General features: G+C 39.9%; 14 protein-coding genes and 1 pseudogene. All 15 read right to left on the minus strand.

All coding sequences use genetic code 11. From position 1 onward, the window contains the following. Positions 1-229: pseudogene (gene aspA, locus ABDZ72_RS01040) on the minus strand (aspartate ammonia-lyase); the annotation flags it as partial. Between the two features lie 248 nt (positions 230-477). Next, positions 478-1,959, minus strand: coding sequence for an aldehyde dehydrogenase family protein (locus ABDZ72_RS01045; protein WP_343750590.1), 1,482 nt, complete (start codon positions 1,957-1,959; stop codon positions 478-480). Between the two features lie 85 nt (positions 1,960-2,044). Next, positions 2,045-3,427, minus strand: a complete 1,383-nt coding sequence (locus ABDZ72_RS01050; protein WP_343750591.1) for an aminotransferase family protein — start codon at positions 3,425-3,427, stop codon at positions 2,045-2,047. A 406-nt stretch (positions 3,428-3,833) separates the two neighbouring features. After that, positions 3,834-5,252, minus strand: a complete 1,419-nt coding sequence (locus tag ABDZ72_RS01055) for an APC family permease (RefSeq protein WP_343750592.1) — start codon at positions 5,250-5,252, stop codon at positions 3,834-3,836. Between the two features lie 3 nt (positions 5,253-5,255). After that, a complete protein-coding gene (locus ABDZ72_RS01060; protein ID WP_343750594.1) occupies positions 5,256-6,662 on the minus strand; it encodes a purine-cytosine permease family protein in 1,407 nt (468 codons plus the stop codon). Positions 6,663-6,842: 180 nt separating this feature from the next. Further along, complete coding sequence (locus ABDZ72_RS01065) at positions 6,843-7,967, minus strand: class II histone deacetylase (RefSeq protein WP_343750595.1); 1,125 nt, start codon at positions 7,965-7,967, stop codon at positions 6,843-6,845. Positions 7,968-8,369: 402 nt separating this feature from the next. Then, the gene (locus ABDZ72_RS01070; protein ID WP_343750596.1) at positions 8,370-9,788 is read right to left on the minus strand and encodes a sodium:solute symporter family protein; all 1,419 of its coding nucleotides are present in this window, start codon (positions 9,786-9,788) and stop codon (positions 8,370-8,372) included. Between the two features lie 519 nt (positions 9,789-10,307). Continuing rightward, the gene (locus ABDZ72_RS01075) at positions 10,308-11,609 is read right to left on the minus strand and encodes a helix-turn-helix domain-containing protein (protein WP_343750597.1); all 1,302 of its coding nucleotides are present in this window, start codon (positions 11,607-11,609) and stop codon (positions 10,308-10,310) included. A gap of 41 nt (positions 11,610-11,650) precedes the next feature. Further along, positions 11,651-12,955, minus strand: a complete 1,305-nt coding sequence (locus tag ABDZ72_RS01080; protein ID WP_343750598.1) for a hypothetical protein — start codon at positions 12,953-12,955, stop codon at positions 11,651-11,653. A gap of 292 nt (positions 12,956-13,247) precedes the next feature. Next, entirely contained in the window at positions 13,248-15,194 is a 1,947-nt protein-coding gene (gene thrS / locus ABDZ72_RS01085; RefSeq protein ID WP_343750599.1) for a threonine--tRNA ligase, read from the minus strand. Between the two features lie 371 nt (positions 15,195-15,565). Continuing rightward, the gene (gene ytxC, locus ABDZ72_RS01090) at positions 15,566-16,417 is read right to left on the minus strand and encodes a sporulation protein YtxC (RefSeq protein WP_343750600.1); all 852 of its coding nucleotides are present in this window, start codon (positions 16,415-16,417) and stop codon (positions 15,566-15,568) included. 119 nt (positions 16,418-16,536) lie between these two features. Further along, positions 16,537-17,469, minus strand: a complete 933-nt coding sequence (gene dnaI / locus ABDZ72_RS01095) for a primosomal protein DnaI (protein ID WP_343750602.1) — start codon at positions 17,467-17,469, stop codon at positions 16,537-16,539. An 11-nt stretch (positions 17,470-17,480) separates the two neighbouring features. Next, entirely contained in the window at positions 17,481-18,833 is a 1,353-nt protein-coding gene (locus ABDZ72_RS01100) for a replication initiation and membrane attachment family protein (protein ID WP_343750603.1), read from the minus strand. Between the two features lie 40 nt (positions 18,834-18,873). Beyond that, complete coding sequence (gene nrdR / locus ABDZ72_RS01105) at positions 18,874-19,347, minus strand: transcriptional regulator NrdR (RefSeq protein WP_343750604.1); 474 nt, start codon at positions 19,345-19,347, stop codon at positions 18,874-18,876. A gap of 260 nt (positions 19,348-19,607) precedes the next feature. After that, a complete protein-coding gene (locus tag ABDZ72_RS01110; protein ID WP_343750605.1) occupies positions 19,608-20,642 on the minus strand; it encodes a glyceraldehyde-3-phosphate dehydrogenase in 1,035 nt (344 codons plus the stop codon). Between the last annotated feature and the right edge of the window lie 28 nt (positions 20,643-20,670).

Below are 20,670 nucleotides of genomic sequence, written 5' to 3' on the forward strand. Positions count from 1 at the left end.
TGCCTTTGGACGGATCCAATCGTGACGCTTCCATATTTGCCAAGGCAGAAGCTTTTTTAACAATCGCTATCGCTTTAATTAATTCTTCATGAACATGATACCCTGTAATGGGAAAGTTTTCTGTTGCGCGCAATGTCTGAATGCCGTAGTATGCATCAACAGGCACTTCCTTTGATCCTAAAAAATCATACTCCAAACGTGCATCGATGTTAATGTTTGGTGTTGTCATACTAACCCTGCTTTCTCTGAATATTTCATGTCTGTCAATCTGTTTCCTCCCTCTATATAATTATTGAAATATCAGACTCTTATCCATTTTAATTTTTAAAAAATGAGAACGTTGTGCTACTAAGCACCGCATTGACCCAGAATGCCTTTAATAGCTTCCCGAGCCAGGCCAAGTCACTAAAGACCTGAAAAAAGCCCAGGAAGCAGTGTTTTCGTTAGATATATAAATTTAACATTTAATCAAACAACTTAATCCATATTAATCCAAACATTTTTAACTTCCGTATAATTCTGTAAGGCATAAGATCCCATTTCACGTCCAAATCCTGACTGTTTATACCCGCCAAACGGAGAAGCTGGATCGATGACACTATAACAATTCACCCATACTGATCCAGCCTTTAATTTACTTGCAACATAATGTGCATTTTTAAGATTCTCGGTCCACACACCAGCAGCAAGCCCATATGGTGAATCATTTGCCCGATTAATAATTTCATCTATATTATCATACGGCATTGCAACAACAACTGGTCCAAAAATTTCCTCTTGCGCAATCGACATTTTGTCTTCTACATCGGTGAAGACGGTTGGCTCAACAAAATAACCTTTATCAGTATGGTTCCCACCAGCTAAAATTTCGGCGCCTTCGTTCTTTCCTTTATCAAGATAACTAACGACGCGATCCTGTTGTTCTTTTGAAACAAGCGGTCCCATCTCCGTATCTCTATCTAATCCATTACCTTGCTTAACATTTTTAGCATAGGAAACAAGATCGGACACAACATTATCAAAGTTATTTTTCGGAATATAAACTCTTGATCCTGCGCTGCAAATTTCTCCTTGGTTAGCCATTATTCCTGAGAAAACACCTGGTGTTGCCTTTGATAAATCTGCATCGGGAAGGACAACGTTTGGAGATTTTCCTCCCAATTCCAAAGTAACTCGTTTCATTGTGTCAGCTGCTATTTTCATGATCCTTTTTCCAATAGCTGTGGACCCTGTAAACGCTATTTTATTAACCTCCGGATGTTTCACAAGTTCTTCGCCAGCAGACTCTCCGAAACCAGGAACAAAATTAACAACACCTGGAGGAAATCCTGCTTCTTCGATAAGTTCTGCAAGATACAGAACAGAGAGTGGTGTCTGTTCAGCTGGTTTCAATACAACGGTACACCCAGTAGCTAAGGCAGGCGCGATCTTCCAAGCCGCCATCATAGCAGGAAAATTCCACGGTATAATTTGTCCAGCCACGCCTACCGGTTCATGGTAAGTATAATTAAAATAGGAATTGGAAATAGGTATCGTTTGACCAAAAAGTTTTGTCGTCCATCCACCAAAATAACGGAACTGTTCAATCGCATTGGGAATGTCCACATAACGTGTTTCATTAATTGGTTTACCATTATCCAATGTATCTAGTTGAGCTATTTCATCAATATGCTCTTCCATGAGATCTGCCAATCGGAACATTAATTTTCCTCTTTCAGCTGCACTCATTTTTGGCCAGGCTCCTTCTTCAAAGGCTTTTCTGGCTGCATTTACGGCTTTATCTATATCCGATTGACCAGCCTCACTTACTTTAGCTAAAACATCTCCAGTAGCAGGGTCAAGCGTGTTGAAAGTTGATTTAGAGTCGGAATCAACAAATTCTCCATTTATATATAGTTTCTTCTTATCATTCAAAAACTTATTTACCTTAGGGTATAATTCAGTTGTTTTTGTTTCCATTATGTTTCCTCCTTTGTACTCATGTAAGTTGATAAACAAAAGTTAAAACTCTTGTTTATCAACTGTTAGTTGTAGCTGACACATTTTACTTTATTTTCTTTTCAAACGCTGTCAGAGCTTCATCTATAATATTAAAGATTTTATCTATATCTTCCTTATTTACGATTAATGGCGGTGCAATAGCGAGAATATTCACGCCTTTTTCAAAATCAGCTGTACGTAAAATTAAATTGCGTTTGAAGCATTCATCGTCAACAATACCAGCAGCACCTACCGAGTCATCAAACGGCGTATTTGTACTTGGATCTTGTTGTAATTCAAATCCGGCAAGCAAACCAAGCGCTCTTGTTTTTGTAACATGTGGGTGTTTATCCTCTAAATATTCAAAGCCTCTTTTCATTTCAACTTCCATATTCTTTGCATTTTGAACAAGGCCATCTCGTTCAAGAATCTCAAGATTTTTCAAACCTATGGCACATGCTGTCGGATGGCCGCTATACGTAAATCCATGCCCAAGAATCTTATCGTATTCCACCAAGGTATCTCTTATTTCTTGACTCATCAGGACGCCACCCAATTGTGTATACCCACTCGTAATGCCTTTTGCCAGGCTCATAAAATCAGGAACAACATCCCAGTTATCCACACCGAACATTTTTCCTGTTCGTCCGAATCCGCAAATAACCTCATCAGAAATGAGCAGCACGTTATGTTCATCACACAAATCTCTGACAGCTTTCAAATAACCGTCGGGTGAGATATGAATGCCACCTGCACCTTGAACAGGCTCGACTATGACAGCCGCAACATTTTCAGGACCTTCCTTTTCAATGATATCACGTATACTTCCTTCGTAATTTGGATCATTTCTATCCCCGGCCTCACAGTTTGTAAGATGGGCTTTCGCATTTAATATATTAGTGTCTTCTGATCCTGCGAAACTATGAAAGGCATCGATCCCTGTCGCTGTTCCGGCAGCTGAAGTTGCACCATGATAGCCATTTGAAACCGAAATAATTTTTCTCTTCTTATCTTGTCCCTTTAGGCTCCAATAGAATCTTGCCAGTTTAAAAGCGGTTTCATTTGCTTCGGAACCACCTGAAGTGAAATAAACAGCATTTAAATCCCCCGGAGCAAGAGATACGATTTTTTCAGCTAATCGAACAGCCCGTTCATTCGAAAAGCCATAGAAAGATGAACTATAAGCAATATTGGTCATTTGATCATAAGCAGCTTTAGCAAGTTCTTGATTGCCATGACCTAAATTAACATTCCAGAGCATTGATACGCCGTCAATGTAAGTATCTCCGTTTACATCTTTTACGTTCATACCATTGCCTTCAGCAAAAACCAGCTTTGGACCTTGCTCTACAAATGTTTTAGGTACAGTTGTTGGATGTATATAATATTTTTTATCCAGTTCAGCTATTTCTTGTTCTTTTGAAATTCCTTGTGAAAGATCACTCATTATAATAACCTCCTTGAGTTTTTGATTGGTTCAAGTGTACTCAATCATATGCAGTCTACCTTGGACTGACGATGAGTTTAAGGGAAACGTATACATAACAGCTTCTTTATAATCTCCCCCTTTCATTTTACAATTAACAAAATCAACTAATTTCTTTCCTGATTCACTCACGTTTAAGTGTCAGTATACCTATTAAGGAAAAAATCCTTAAATATTCCTTTATACAAATAAGTCTCAACGCCTTCATCCAATTGTCCGCACATCGTATAATTTGGTTATTCATTCACTGAACCACCATAATGTATCTTTAATGAAGGTTAAAGAACCTTTAAAGAAAAATTCTCTATTTTTAACTTTAATAAATATTTAAATTTTTGTCAACAGTATATAATCTTTTCTGAGACATTTATACATTACTTATATCTTCTTTATCGTCTATGGAATGTTCTTCAGTTGAATGCTGTCGATGGTTGGTTAGTTCATCCAACGGAACCGGCTGAAAAACAGGTCTTTTCATTACGTATTTCACCCATATATATGAGTAAATGACGGATAATCCCAGAAATATCAACGAATATTTGTAAACATCAGCGGCTTGACTTGGGTCTGATGAAATATTAAAAATAATGTAAATTAGCCCCACTATACCTATTATTTGGAATGTTACACCGAACGGTGATTTAAATCCTCTTTTTGCCGCCGGATACCTAAAACGCAAAATAATGACATTCAAATGTGCGATAATGTAGGCAATCATCCAACATAAACTACCCGCCAATATAAATGTGGTGATGGATGTTCCTTCAGTAAACCCGATTATTAGAAAAAACACAAACAGAAACGACATGAAAAGAATAGCTGCTGATGGAGTCCCCCATCGGTTAAGCTTTCCAAACACTTTAGGCATTTGACCTTCTCTACCCATGTCGTAAATCATTCGCGCAATAGCATTAATCAATGTGTTTAATGTGCTCGTTGTGGCCAGGACTGTAACAATTCCCATCCAGAAGTATCCTGTTTGGCCAAGAATGGCTTCTGCTGCAACGACATGCGGCGATCCTGATTCAGCCAGATTATCCAACGGAGCATATTTAATTGCCCCAAAACCAAAAAGAGTATGCGCTATGAAAATAATAACCAATCCCAACACCATGGATAATGGAATGAACATATTCGGTCTTTTTATTTCTTCAGCAAGCGGCGTTACAAATTCCACTCCTACAAAAAGCCAAAACGCAAGCGCTGTTAAACTTAACACACTCCAACCCATGGGGTTAAATTCAAGATTTGTTGAAACTGTTTCACCGGTCCCAGACCCAGTTATGGCAATGATTCCTAAAATAATAGTAGAAGAAATTAAGAAAGTTGTCAGAACTACTTGAATGGAACTGAAAACTTTTACTCCGAATAAATTTGTGAAGCCTAAGAGTGCCACCGCTAACAACGATATAATAAGTGGACTAACATTCAAGGAAAACACATCTGTGAACACATTACCGATAATAGCGGCCTCCGCGCTTCCGGAAAAAACAGTGACCAGCACATAGCCACTAATAACCGCAATATTTCCAACTAATGGCCCCATTGCGGGAAGTGTGTAATGATTGAGTCCGCCTGCACGGGGAACGATGCCCGATAGTTCAGAAAACGATAACGCTACAAAAAGATTCAATATGAGCGCAAGCCCAATTGCGATAATAAAACCGGATCCACCTAAGCCAAATCCTTCTCCCAGAGAGACCATGGCACTTGAACTAACGACAATTCCAACTGCTGTTGCAATACCTCCCCATAACCCCACCGTTCGTTTCATTTGTTTACTCATTAATCAGCCTCCTCGTTGCATTTCTTTATCTCCTGATTGTTGGGTAAATGTTAGGGTATTACTTGTTCTTGAAACTGCATAATACAAAAAGAACGACATAATGATTCCTACCAGCCAAGCTAAATCCAGTCCTTCGAATGCTTCGGAGATAGGCCCTTGATAAATTTCAGTATTTATAAAAGGGATTTGACATATTATCGTTACAATATAAACTGAAACGGTCTTTATGTTGATCTTTCCAAATATTCCATTTTTCTTCATTAATTCTCTAGGATCGTAATTGGTGTTTTTTAAGATGTAAAAATCAGTTAATGTAATGACGCTCCAAGGAATGATGAAGAACAAAATAAAGCCTAAATATACTTGGAAATTAGCCATGAAATTATTAGCTCCAAATAAAGAAGTCATCACCACCAATAAACCTATTACAGAAGATGTAATAGTCCTTAGCCTGATGGTAGTTTTGAAGTTAACAAAATTACTGACAATTGATAATGCAATAATCCCCGCACCATAAATGTTTAACGAATTAACCACTATTAGGCCGAGTGATAATAGAAAGGCTATAATAGGCCCGATACCAAACCCTAAATCTTTTATCTGTGACATGACTTCTCCATTAATCGTCATTGTTGCAATCGCTGCACCCAAAATCATTAACCATGTGGAGCTGATATAACTTCCCAAATAAGTATATAAAAATGTCTTTTTTGCGTTATCCGGATGCATATATCTTGAATGATCTGAAACATAAGGTCCATAGGTCAGCTGCCACGTGATTCCAGTGGAAACTACTAGTAAAAATTGAGCGAAAGAAAAACTTCCTTCATTTAATAACTTCATTGACAGTTGGCTAATAACAAGTATACTTAGGACGATAAATACAGCGGCAAAGAAAATGGTATATAATTTCATTGATCGTTCAATTATTCCTTGACCATATATAGCTAACAACACCATAGGAATTATACTGAAAATAATAACTAGATTAAGATTTATTCCTAATGTTTCATTAATACCCTGCCCTACTAATACGGTATTTACAGACCCATAGCCCAAGTACATAATAAATGCAATAACCATGGGAAGAATGACACCGAAATAGCCAAACTGCACCCTACTTTGTATCATTTGTGGCGTACCTGTCTTTGGACCCTGTGCAGAGTGTGCGGCCATGATGCCCGCTCCAACTCCATTTCCAAGAATTAATGCAAGACTTCCCCACCAAAAATTTAAGCCTACAATAATTGCCAATGCACCAGTTACAAGCGTTGTTGAGACCGTGCTAGCAGCAAACCAAGTGAAAAAGAATTGCTTTGGACTGCCCTCTCTTTGCTCCAATGGTATATACTCATAACTTTTACTTTCAATTGATGTATTCGTATTGCCCGAAATTGTAAACGCCTCCATTTATCGGATACCTTTTAGCTATATCTCTTGATTTCCATTCGAACGGTCTTAATTAGCATGAAATAATTGCGAACCGGAATTATACGAGAGTCCCCCTTTGTTTCTATTAGAAAAGCGTTATGTTTTCCTAATAAATGAACAAAACGAAGGGGGGTTATTACACTGGTATGTTTTGTTCTACTATCTAACTTCTTGCCGTACTAGACTTTTCCAAAATACCGATTGAATTTTGATAACGTCGTCGATCGCTTCTTGCTGATTCGGGTAGACTTTATCAGGATAACCGTTTTCTCCTGGCGCAAATGGGTCTTCAACGTCGCTTCTCTTTTCTTTCAACGCTTCTATCACCCTGAGTGTGCAAAATGGAACATATCCATTACTGTATCCGCCTTCATGACATACAGCCAATTTTCCACCACACACATTTTCAGCAATCGTTTTCATTTTAGTAGTCATTTTTCCAAACCCTTCTGCTGTAACGGTCATCCGGCCCAAAGGATCAAACATACTTGGATCTTGTCCAGCGGCGACGAGTATTAACTCCGGTTGGAACTCCTCTGCCAATGGTTGAACAATAGAATCTAAAACCGTTAAGTAACCGGCATTTCCTGTTCCTGGCGGTAAAGGTATGTTAACGTTGTACCCTTCTCCTTCTTCTTCGCCAATATTTTCTGCATAACCGGAGCCTTCTGGGAAACTTAAATGCTGGTGTATGGAGACATATAATGTGCTCGGATCGTTATAAAATGCTTTTTCAATACCATTTCCGTGATGCACATCCCAATCTAAAACCAATACTCTATTTAACCCATAGTGTTTTCTGGCATACTTTGCAGCGATAGCTACATTGTTAAAAATACAAAAACCCATACCGAAGTCGGCTTCTGCATGATGACCAGGCGGCCTGGTAAGCGCATACACATTTTCCGTACGTCCTTCCATTACCGCATCAACTGCCGTCATCGCACCTCCTGCGGAAAGCAATGCAATTTCATACGAACCTTTGCCTACAATGGCGTGATCCCCTGCATCGCCACCTGTTGTATCGCTTAAATGATGCACTTTATCGATGTATGCACCTGTGTGACAGGATTCTATGTCGCTTCTGGTTGCAGAACGCGGACGTAGGTTCACCAATTCATCCATAAATCTGGATCTTTCCAATAAATTATTCACTCTGCGTTTTGTCGATGGAGCTTCAATAAACTCATCCTTTTCCAAATATCCGCCTGACGCTAAATAAAGTGTGCCGCTTCCTGTATCATGCCAAAAATAGCTTTCGTCAAAAATATAACCCGTTTTCAACCTTCCACCTCCATATACTTCTTCCTCTTCACATATTACGATTCTTCATGACATTAATCAACGACGTAGGTTGTTATCTCCTTTCTATATGCCCATTAACGGAAAATATCCTTATTTATTCTGTTATCAGCATTATACAGCGGAGAAGTGTAACTTTCAATATTATTTCTACTATTTTTTTAATTTGAAAGATAGCGTCAAATGTGTAAAGTTATTTACACCAAATCAATAGTTGGAGCGTAACTAAAAAAGGAGATCCTTGTTCTATGACTATTATGCGTCAACTGTATTCATAGAAAGGAAATCTCCCCAATAAACCATCATTTTAATGCATATTTAATCGAAACACTGATTCAAAAATAAGGTAAGAAAAGAATTATTATTACTTGAAACATAACGATATTATTGCGATTGATTAATCGTCTGGCTGTCATACCCGACCTTATTTTGCGAATCTCTCATACTGATAATTACCATAAGAATCAGTGACGTGATCGCTCCCAAAGGGCCTCCGATAAAAGGAGTGGGCATAGGAACAATCTGTGCGATAACCGTCACCGCAAAACCGCCAATCATGCCTGCAAGCGCACCCTGGGATGTGGCTTTTTCCCACCATAAACCAAGGACGAGCGGAACCAAAAATGCTCCGATCATCAAGGATTGCGCCAAGGCCATTACGAGCAAAATCAAATCAGGTGGATTCAACGTTACTAAAACAGCAATAACACCAATGATCACCGCGACAATTCGATTGACAAAAACAACAACATCACTAGACAAATGTTTCCCTGCAATAATACTGTAAATATCATTCGTAATAGCCGAGGTAGCATTGAGCAGCATCGCATCGGTTGAGGACATAGCAGCCGCTAAAACAGCAGCTACAAAAATTCCAGCTACAATTGTTGGAAGCAAGTCAAGTGTATGGAAATACCCCATATCCGGGTTATCCAAATTCGGAAAATTAGCTATTATATAAACCCCAACAATCAAAAGGACAAAATAAAATATACTCAAGTATGTTGTAGCTAATGCAGAAGTCGTTTGTGCTGATTTGTTAGATTTTGAAAACATGTACATGAGATAGACATACGGAGCACTCATGGCTCCCAACGTCATCATGATAAAACAACTGATTGCATATAACAGCCCTTCTTCACCTTTTAAATCAAATACTAATGGCTTATTCTGAAGAGCTTGTGCCGTGGAGCTGCCCCAAGGTTCTGCATTCAACACAACGATAGCTACGGTAATCATTGACACCGCCATCATTATAAACTGTATAAAACTCGCCATGATGGATGAGTGGCTGCCTCCCATGACCACATACGTAATGAAAACAGCACCGATGACAAGAACTCCTATCCAATAATCGATTCCTAATACATATTGTACCGCATATGCTCCGCCCTGTAATTGCGCTAGTATATAAACAAACATGGCGACAATCGTGACAATCGCACTTACAAAACGAACTTTCTTATTATAGCGCATCTCAAAAAATTGCGAAAAACTAAGGGCACCATAACTTCTAAATTTAGGAGCAATAAATATAGTGGCCAATGCAAACCCTATGATAACACCTGCATTTTGCCATAAACCAAATGCTACTCCGAAAGCGTACATGGCTCCCAACGTTCCAAGAAAGCTCGACGTACTGGCATACGTAGACGCTAGTGCGCCACCTCCAAGTCGTGGTCCCATACTTCTATCTGCAACCAAAAAATTTTCCCCATCTTTTGATGCTTTGTTTCTGTAAAGAAAACCAATGAAAATCATGGCTGCTAAATAAAGAATAACAATGACTATAATTGAATTCATCTGTGATCCCCCTGCATAAAAATACTTTTTTAATCAACGAGACTATCTTTTTTAAGTTTTAACTTTATGGATTAAAATCCATACAGTAGGGATAACACTTAAATATAAAACCCATAGCACAAATACATTAAGAGGTAAATGAAACACAGTTATACTGGATCCTGCAAGAAATGGAACCACCAACATCAGTATATCCAAGATAAGGATAATCATCAGCGCTTTTAAAGGTCTCATCGTTCAACAACACCTCACTTTCAATCTCTTTTACTAATATTCGTCTGTTAGCTGAATTCGTTCCAAAATCGGTTTTTAGTATCCAACACAAATGTAAACGCATACATAACAATGTTTTTAAAATATCTGTTCCCCAGTCTCCCTCCTTTTTAAAGGCCCAAATTCATTAAAGACATTATCCTTAAATGTTCTTAAAAAAAGTATACATTCCCTCATTAAGACTGTCAATAATATTTTGATTATTTTAAACTTATATATTCATTGATTTATAGACTGGCATGTCTCTCACAGGATTCTATATATTTTTCTGGGTCGTCCTTTGGAAGTCGGCACTTCTTCTCCCGCTATCTCAGCAAGACCTTCATTTAAAAGACCATTTAATATCCGTCTGGCATTGCGTTGCGTCATGTTTAACCACGTGGCAAGCTGAGACGCCGTTACACTTTGTTCTTTGCTTTGTTTCTGAACAGAAATGATTTTATTATAAGAAGACACGGACACACCACTTTTCTTCAATTTTTCCATCACCTTTGGGTCATCGGTGTGAAAACTGAAAGAAATGGATTGATTTTTTTCCAAGGGGCCTTCCACCGTATTTGTTTCATCTCCCAAAAAAATACACGATGCCTGATGATCTTCTGCGTATTGCAGGGCTAACGCCGCTTTATGATTAGCATGACTTGCTGTATCGCCGTACCCGATGCCAATAAAGACCATGGCATGTGTTATGTCAGTAATAGTTTGAAGAAGAGGACGCCCCATTTTTCCAGGGTTTTGAAAACTTTCCCTAGTTGAAAAGATGATAAATTGATTCATGTTCACAGCATAATAAATTCCGGATACCGATTCGGAATAATTCAGTATTTCTTTTTTTATCCTCAGGTTTAACCGATAAGCGTCGTAACTATCAACATCAATTTGAGAAGACCAATACTCCCGATCGTCTGCTAAGCTTATGTACATAATAGCGATTTGTGACTTTTTAAATTGCTGTGTTTGAAAGTGTAACGAAGCAGACGTTAATGTTTCCTTAATTGTTTGTTTGGATGGTGTGATTCTAAAGACAGGAATCTTTTTTTCTGTTAATGAATCATAAACGGATTTGATACTTGTAACACAACTGTTCACATCATCATTGTTATACAGATTTTCGTGAAAACGAATGATGTCATTGATTCCTCTCACGTCGTGGGATAATTCTTTGATAAAAATTTGATTGGTTGGAAGGTTTAATTCTTCATATACACTTGTTACCGAGTCCTTAGTGATGGTATCAAAGCTAACGTTTTCCAGAGGCATTTTATGGTGATAACTCATTTCAAGCATCGTCTGCTTAAGACTCGAATAATCAAGTTTTAAATAAAAGGAAAGACGGCTTGTGCCATGATTTACAGCATGCAAATAAGGAACAATCCCTGTAAACACCCAAATGTCAACCGTATGTTCATATCGTCTTATTATATCAACTGTCTCTTGACTATGTTGATAAGGAAGTGGAATGATGATTAACCCATCTTCTGATTCAGACAGATGACTGACTCGTTTCACCGAGTTATCAGCTCCCACTATACCAGCCCGTACTTTCATAACTGTTCCCCCTGGATTAGCGTACCTTTCATGCAACACATTTAAGTGTCGATACGAATCCGATATATTTGTCTTGGACGTCCTGCCTGCGCTGTTTCTTTCCCAATAATTTCTGCCAGATCATGGTTCACTAAACTATTCAAAATACGCCGGGCATTACGTTCGGTCATTTTTAACCATTCCGATACAATCAAAGCTGTTAAACTGTGGTTACCACTGTTTCTTTGCACGGATAACATTTTTTTATATGTCATGATACTAACACCAGCATTTTCCAACTTTTCGTTCATTTCCTGATCATCGGTACGATACCCATACGTAATACTTTCCCTCTCTTGCAAAGGCCCTTCTATCGTTCCATTATGATCAACCAGAAAAGCACAGAATTCATCATAGTTTTGTGCATGATAGACTGCTAAACGAGCATTGGCTTCAGCCGTTAATGCTGTATCTCCGTAGCCTATTCCTATATGGGAAGGATGATCGGTTATCAAAGCGAGTCGCTCCAAAAGCGTATAATCTTCGGACACGTGTTGTTCGATTGACCCTCTCGTTGAAAAAACGATAAATTCTCCAATTCCCAATGAGACAAACGAGCCGGTAATCGCTTCTGCGTAATCAACAATGGCCGATTGAAGCTGCAAATTTAAACGATGAGAATCATAAGATATAATATGTTTGTCTTGGCCACTATCCATATTTCCCGTTCTTACAAGCATGACCGCAATTTGCGAATGTTTAAATTGCATGGTTTCCCACCGTTGAAGAGACGTTTCTATCGTCGAGCGTATATTTGATTTTGTCGGTGTCACCCGATAGACCGGTATATTCTGTTTTTTTAGTTCTTCATAAACATAACGTAAACAAGTCATACAAACATTTACTTTGTTTTCATTATATAATTGTTGATGAAAGTTTAAAACTTCATCCAAATTTGTATATCCTGGGTATTCGTGAAAAAATATATCATTAACAGAAAGGTGCAAGTCATCATACGCCTCATAAACATCACGCTGTCTTATCATATCAATGCTTACACGGCTAATGTCGTGATGATCATGATAGTGCATTTTAGCCAGTACACTCGTCAAGCTTGTGCCATTTAATTCGAGGTAGAAAAAAGGTTGTTGGACGCTACTTTTTTTTGCATGGGAATAAGGGGTTAATCCTGAAAACAACCACATATCAACCATGTATTGATTCTTTTCCACAATCTCTACGGTTTCTTCCGCCGTTGTGTACGTGAATAATGACGGTTCGATGCTTTCTTCAAATTCTTTCAATATATTCATGATGACATTCGCGGTATCTTCCGGGCCAACTATGCCAGCTTTGACTTTCGCCATAGGTTCACTTTCCTTTCCGGCTAGTATTTTATAATTGCCTTTATATGCGTTACATACGTATTTTCATACAGGTGATACGTCTTAATCGCACAATAACCGGAAAGCCGTGATGTCGTAATGTTTTGAGTTCGGCATGTGCTTAAATCAAGGTGTGAAAATAGGCAGGGACAGGCATACAAAATTATGTCATTATATATTAAATCTGAATGCCTGTTTTTTCAAGAATAACTGCACGTTTACGTAACAGAAGATCTTAGAAACCGCCCATTTCACTACAATAAGAAACAGTCTATTATTGTTTGTAAAGTGCCTTTTGATCAATCTCTTTTTTAATCAATCGTTCAAAGTCCTCATATGGTAATGTCTTCGAATCGTTCTCTCCATATCGACGCACGTTTACGGCGTCATTATCGATTTCATTATCCCCTATCACTAATGAAAATGGAACTTTTTGCGTCTGCGCTTCTCTGATCTTATAACCAATCTTCTCATCACGTTCATCAACTGCAACGCGAACACCTTGGTATCGCAATTGATCAGCAACTTTTGACGCATAATCCAAATGAGCCTGAGGGGCGACCGGAATGACTTTTACCTGAACAGGTGCCAGCCATGTCGGGAATGCTCCCTTGTATTCCTCAATCAAAAATGCCACAAAACGTTCCATGGTGGATACAACACCGCGATGAATGACAACGGGGCGATGTTGGTTGCCGTCTTCCCCGATATAAGTCAAGTCAAACCGTTCCGGCAACTGGTAATCCAGTTGAACGGTGGACAGGGTTTCATCTTTGCCCAGCGCTGTTTTTACTTGCACATCAAGTTTCGGTCCATAAAAAGCGGCCTCTCCTACTGCTTCGATATAGTCAACATTCATTTCTTCCATCGTTTCCTTAAGCATGGCTTGTGCTTTATCCCACATGTCATCGTTGTCAATATATTTCTCTTTATCTTCTGGATCGCGATAGGATAGGCGGAAATAGTAATCATTAATTCCAAAATCATTGTATACTTTTTGCATAAGCTCTACTACCCGAACAAATTCATCCTTCAGTTGATCGGGACGGGCAAAGATATGTGCGTCATTCAGAGTCATAGCACGAACCCGCTGCAGCCCGGCCAGTGCGCCGGACATTTCATAGCGGTGCATGGTGCCAAGTTCGGCAATTCGCAGTGGAAGATTACGATAACTCCAAAGTTGATTTTTGTAAACCATCATGTGATGCGGGCAGTTCATCGGTCGCAACACCAAATCTTCGTTATCCATTTCCATTGCCGGGAACATATCGTCCTGGTAATGATCCCAATGACCGCTTGTTTTGTAAAGGTCGACACTGCCAAGTACCGGAGTATACACATGATCATAGCCCAAGCGTTCTTCCAGATCAACAATGTATCGTTCAATCGTGCGACGAATGGTCGCTCCTTTTGGCAGCCACAGCGGCAGGCCTTGTCCGACTTTTTGAGAAACGTCAAATATTTCTAGTTCCTTGCCAAGCTTGCGGTGATCGCGTTCTTTTCGTTCTTCTAGAATACGCAGATGCTCGTCAAGTTGCCCCTTCTTTTCAAAGGCGGTGCCATAAATGCGCTGCAGCTGTTTGTTATTGCTGTCCCCACGCCAATAAGCCCCGGATACACTCAACAGCTTGAATGCTTTTATTTTGCTTGTGGATGGAACATGAACACCGCGACACAGGTCAAAAAACTCTCCCTGTTGATAAATGGTTACCTGTTCATCTTCCGGAATATCGTCAATAAGCTCTATTTTTAATTCATCGCCAATCTTCCGAAACATTTCCTTAGCCTCGTTGCGTGTAACTTCCACACGTTCTATTTCCAAGCTTTCGTCGATAATCTTTTTCATTTCTTTTTCAATCTTAGGCAAGTCTTCCGGCGTCACAGAATGGTCCATATCCATATCGTAGTAAAAACCTTCTTCAATCACCGGTCCGACACCGAAGTTAACATTGCCGTACAGTCTAGTGACAGCCTGTGCCAACAGATGTGCAGTAGAGTGGCGCAAGATGTCCACTCCTTCTCTATCCCCATAGGTAACAATCGCAATTGTGCCACCATGGGGCAATTCCCGCCGGAGATCCATTAACGTATCGTCCAATTTAATGGCAAGGGCTTGTTTTTTCAATCCCGGTGAAATAGAAGCGGCGATATCCTCTCCTGTTGTCCCTGCCGGAAACGGTTTTGTCGTTCCGTCCGGAAACGTAATCATTACTTGTTCCATCGTTCATACTCCTTCCATTTCTCATGAGTATCATGCATCACACGTAAAAAAGCACCCGTCCCTCTGCATCATTGAAGCAAAGGGACGAGCGCTCACGTCACGTGGTTCCACCCTATTTTCCGCAATAAATATTACGGCTCATTGATCATTAACGCAGATCACACGCTGCTGTTTACTGCATAGGTTCCACAACAGAGTTCAAAGGGGGTGATCATTTATCCGGTCAGTGGAAGCTTCCAGCCAATGACCTCCTTCTCTTTGCTGCCGGAGGCAAATGATCGTGTCCTTATCGTCACTTTTTATTGGGGGTAACATCATTATTGATTATATTATAGCGTCCATTCCGGCTTAAATCAAGTTCTATATTATGTTTACGTTAATGAATATGGAAATGGAAAACGGCTCATTGGTTGAAATTTGACCCGCTCCTGAAAGATATTAATAATGGACATTGTTTTGGCATCCGACGGGCTGTCTCCGTAGATATTGATCGTATCGGGACACATGGCAATGAGTGGCGCCAGATTCCATTCATTTTCATCAAGACCGACCATATAAAGCGGCTTCTTTTGCATGATAGTCCGTAATTCCATCGTTGAAAACCGTTTTCCTTCCGGCTTGTAAAATGAAAATGGCTCACCCTGGAGAACGTGGACTTCATGGTACATTGAATGGCATTTTCCGATATGGTGACGCAGCATGTCAATAAACGCTTGGTGATCTTCTTCACGTTTAAATTCATCTATGGCAAGTCCCACATAATCAGCCAACTGATCTTTAAACATTTTTGATTGAAAGTTGACAATGGAATCAAAGTGAACCGCTCCGGAGTTTTTAATGTTGGCAAAAAAAAGCGCATAAAGCAGTCGACATGGATCCTTGTTATTTCTTATGATCTGATCATCGTCAATATCTCCCGTGACAATACGGTAGGACAAATCCATGATACGTTCGGTTTCATCCATATCTGTATAATAATAATAATCTTTGATGATGCCGTTGAGCATAGCCGTCAGCCGGTGCGATACAAACACACCGACCATTGCCTCGGCGATTGTTTCCATCAGATCACTGCCGGGAACTTGATAATCCAGCTGTAAATGATTCCCCCATTCCCTATTGTTTTTCCAGTGAAGTTCAATCTTTTTGTTGATTTGAAAAAGATACTCACAAAAACGGATGGCTTCTTTATCCGATTCAAAATACACTTCAAGCAAATACATCACCCTCATCCAAGACCAAACTGTTACATTATATGGACATCACTACAGAATCATGTATAATCCATGAAAACTAGTAACGAGTATTGTCCAAATGATCAAGGAGGGGTTGTAAAGGCGTGTTATTGATCACGTCGGTTTTTACCGGCAAGTTTGACGTCCATACTAACCTGCTTAATCCGTTCGATAATCCGTCCCGCTTTCACCGTTTCATTGCCGCCGCGGTTCGTCGTTTCCATTTGTTGTTCAAGCTGACTCAAACTGTAGTTGGAGGTAAAAAACACGGGTTTATTTTCCATCATTCGGTATTGCAGAATCGAGCCTAGTATTTCATCCCGGAACCAGGGTGACTGAGTTTCAGCTCCGATATCATCAAGCATGAGCACATCAGCCTCTTTAAAGTAGCTGATTTTTTCATTGATTGAGTCATCTTTAATAGAGCTTTTCATTTCCCGTACCAATTCAGGCATATAAATGAGCATGGATGATAAGTTATACTCTTTCAACGCGTTAGCTAGTGCCCCCATCATATATGTTTTACCAACCCCGAATGCGCCGTGAAAATAAATGCCCTTTGCCGGCAATTCATCGCTGATTTTATTAAGAAATAGAAGCAACTGACGAATACCTTCTCCGCGCTCCGCATCATGGTCAATATCACTTATCGTCGCGTTCAATATTTCTTTTGGCATGTACAGACTTTGAATTAAGCGTTGCTGTTCCCACTGTTTTTCCATATCGATCCTATTATGACATTTTTCATATACTAGATTGATGTCACCGTTTTCCGCTTGAAGAACCGGGGAATACCCTTGCAGCATGTTCACACACTGCCCAAATGAAGCACATTTGTCACACTGCTTGGACTGTGTCTTATATTCATGAAGCTTAATAAGATGTTTATCCACTGCCTGCTGTGTGAGCTGGGAGTTTTGTGACAAAAATGTCTGTATCTCCGGGTTATTGAGCACTTCCTCCCGCACACGCTGATAATTTTCCTTAAAGTTTTTATTTTGCTGCATCCATTTTTTTAGTTCGGATTGTACTGGCTTCATGTGAATCATCCTTATGATTGACTATTCCTTTTTCCGGAAAACTTTTTCAACAGCTGCTCTGTTTCATGCCACTCGTCGTCAGAAGTGGTATGCTGCTGGACAGTTTCCGATCCGGTATCTTGCTGTTTCTTTTTCCTTTCGGTGAACCAGTCGGGGACCACATCATTGGATGTTGATTTCCGCCCGGATTTTTTTCTGTTCTTACGTTCCTGATGTTGCATTTTTTCATGTTTTGCAAAGCGCATGGCTTCTTTTGCTGTCTGCAAATTCGCACGTGACCAGTGGCTGGCGATCGTTTCCATATAGGCTTTGGACAATTTCATGTTGGATTGAAGCAATACATAATGGATTAATACATTCATGACCGGAGACGGCAATCCTTGAGTTGTCATCACCTCCCGGATCACTTTCAGATCTTGACTAGAGGCCTGACCCCCATTAGATAAATCCTCAAGAAGCTGTTTCGGCGTTATCCGTTCCAATTCCGCAATTAACTGATCCTCTTTTGTTTCAAATTGTTGTACCGTTTCAGCGGAGGTGGTGTCCGGTTGTTTTTCCGTCAGCCTGACAGTTCCCTGATGATTTTTGAACAAATCATGGCATGCGTCTTTGAATTCGCTGCGATTAAGTTTGTTGTCTTCAGTCAGCGCCCATAGCACAGCTTTTTCCACCTCATAGTCCGGTAAATCATACACACTCATCATTTGTGCAATCAATTGCCGGTTCGACTGGGTCAACACTTGATCTTTCGGAATCATACGTTGTTGCAGCATTTGTTCCATCCATGAAAAGTCCGGTTCTCCAACCCAATCAGATGACTCTTCATTTAACGCGTCCGGTTCCGATCCCTGCGTCTTACTGTCCGGAGTAATGGTTTGAAAAACATCGTGAAACGAAGCTGTCATATTAACACCCTTATTATTATACGGACGTTTGACATAATGATCTTTCAACTTGTCAAATTTGGCTTGTCCGATGTGATGATACAAGAGTTGCGCAAGCATATCATCTGCAAAAAATCGGGACGGAGCAAACGGTGGGTGTAGCTCATACGTATACGTGTTATAGTCGTCCATCTGTTCCTGGAATGTTTTTAATAAACCAATTCCTTCTAGTTTTAATCTTGCCCGGTAAAGGTCATCCAGCGGCATATTCATATAATTCATCAATGTATGATGCGTCTGCACTGTTGAATCCAGATGCATTTCGATGTCATTTAACAGCGTCATATATAATGCCATTGCCCTGATGCCGATAAGCGGCTGGTATAAATGGGTCAGTGCATTTGAAAAATCGGCCGGCAATTCTTTCTCGAGTATCACCCGATACCCATCAATGGGTACTATTTTTCCAATATCATACATGGCACAAACCCTTTCCCTATATTAACCGTATTCCCTGTTGTTATTGATTATTTTGTTCTCTGTCCGTTTTGATAAGATCTTTTAATTCGTCCAAAAAAACAGAGATATCCTTAAATTGTCTGTAAACGGAAGCAAAGCGAACATATGCCACTTCATCAATGGTTGAGAGCTGCGTCATAACCATTTCACCCACTTCATTGCTTTCCACTTCTGAAATGCCTTCGTCGCGCAGTTCTTTTTCAACTTCCAGGGCTATTTCTTCAATGGATTCAAGCGGAACCGGTCGTTTTTCGCATGCTTTAATAAGCCCACGTATCACTTTTTCACGGCTGTATTCCTGTCTGGTGCCATCCTTTTTCACAATAATAAGCGGTACCTCTTCAATACGCTCAAACGTGGTAAACCGATATCCGCACCGTTCACATTCCCTACGCCGTCGAATGGACTGTCCTTCTTCAATTGGCCTTGAATCCAACACTTTTGTATTTTTGTTCTGGCAGTTTGAGCATCGCATGTTGTTTGACTCCTATCATCGTTGAGCAGACTGCTACGAACCTTCATAAGCAGTCACATTCGTTTCGTATAACACCATTCAAATATATATTATGATCAATTGTTTTGATTCTCTATTATATTACTATATTATAACATGATGATCATGGTTGAAGTAAATAAAGTGAAACGTCGTTTTTTATTTCACACTGATTATTGATCCAATAAAAAAGATTGACACGCTCTTTCATAAAAGCAGTCAATCTACTATGAAGTCCATTATCAGCGGCTAACTTCCATTTGATCATGACAAATGTGGCTTCCGACATGTCTGGCAAGGTCCGTCACCCGTCTGGAATAACCCCATTCATTATCATACCAAGCCAATATTTTTATTTTACGGTCATCCATAATCATGGTTGACAAACCATCAATGATGGCAGAATACTCCGTCGTCGTGTAATCAATGGAAACGAGTGGTTCATCGCTGTATTGGATAATGCCATTCATTCCATTCTTCGAGGCGTTCCGGAACAAATCATTAACCATTTCTTCTGAGACGGATTCTTCCACATCCATAACCAAATCAACAAGTGATACGTTTGGTGTTGGAACCCGCAGTGCTGAGCCGTGGATTTTCCCATTTAAATGCGGCATGACGTCTCCAAGTGCTTTCGCTGCACCAGTGGATGTCGGTATAATTGATTGTGTGCAACCACGGGCACGGCGCAAGTCCTTGTGAGGGTTATCCAGATTCTTTTGATCGTTCGTGAATGAATGAACCGTCGTCATAAGCCCATTGATAATGGTTAAGTTTTCATCCAGAACCTTGACAACTGGAGCAAGACAGTTCGTTGTACACGATGCGTTGGAAATAACATCATCGGTTTCAGGGTCATACATATCATCATTAACACCCATAACAATGGTTTTATCAATGTCTTTCCCAGGCGCAGTAATAACAACTTTTTGTGCACCTGCTTGAATGTGACGGCCTGCGTCTTCTTTTGTTTTAAATTTGCCCGTCGCTTCGATCACAATATCAATATTATAATCGTTCCATGGGAGTTTTTCAGGTTCACGCGAATGGACGATAGCGATGTCTTTTCCGTCTATCTCAAGGCTGTCGTCAAGCGCTTTCACTTCCCTGCCAAAAATACCATGAACGCTGTCATATTTAATAAGATGTGCTAACGTTTCAGGAGGGTAGTTTGCATTTATTGCCACAACCTCTAATTTATCATCCGTTACCGCTTGACGGAAAACCATTCGTCCGATGCGGCCAAAACCATTAATTGCAATCCGGGTCTTATTCATGTACGATCCTCCTATTATGTTATACTTA

It is taken from the genome of Lentibacillus halophilus (assembly GCF_039522485.1).
In the GTDB taxonomy this organism is placed as follows: Bacteria; Bacillota; Bacilli; order Bacillales; family Amphibacillaceae; genus Lentibacillus; species Lentibacillus halophilus.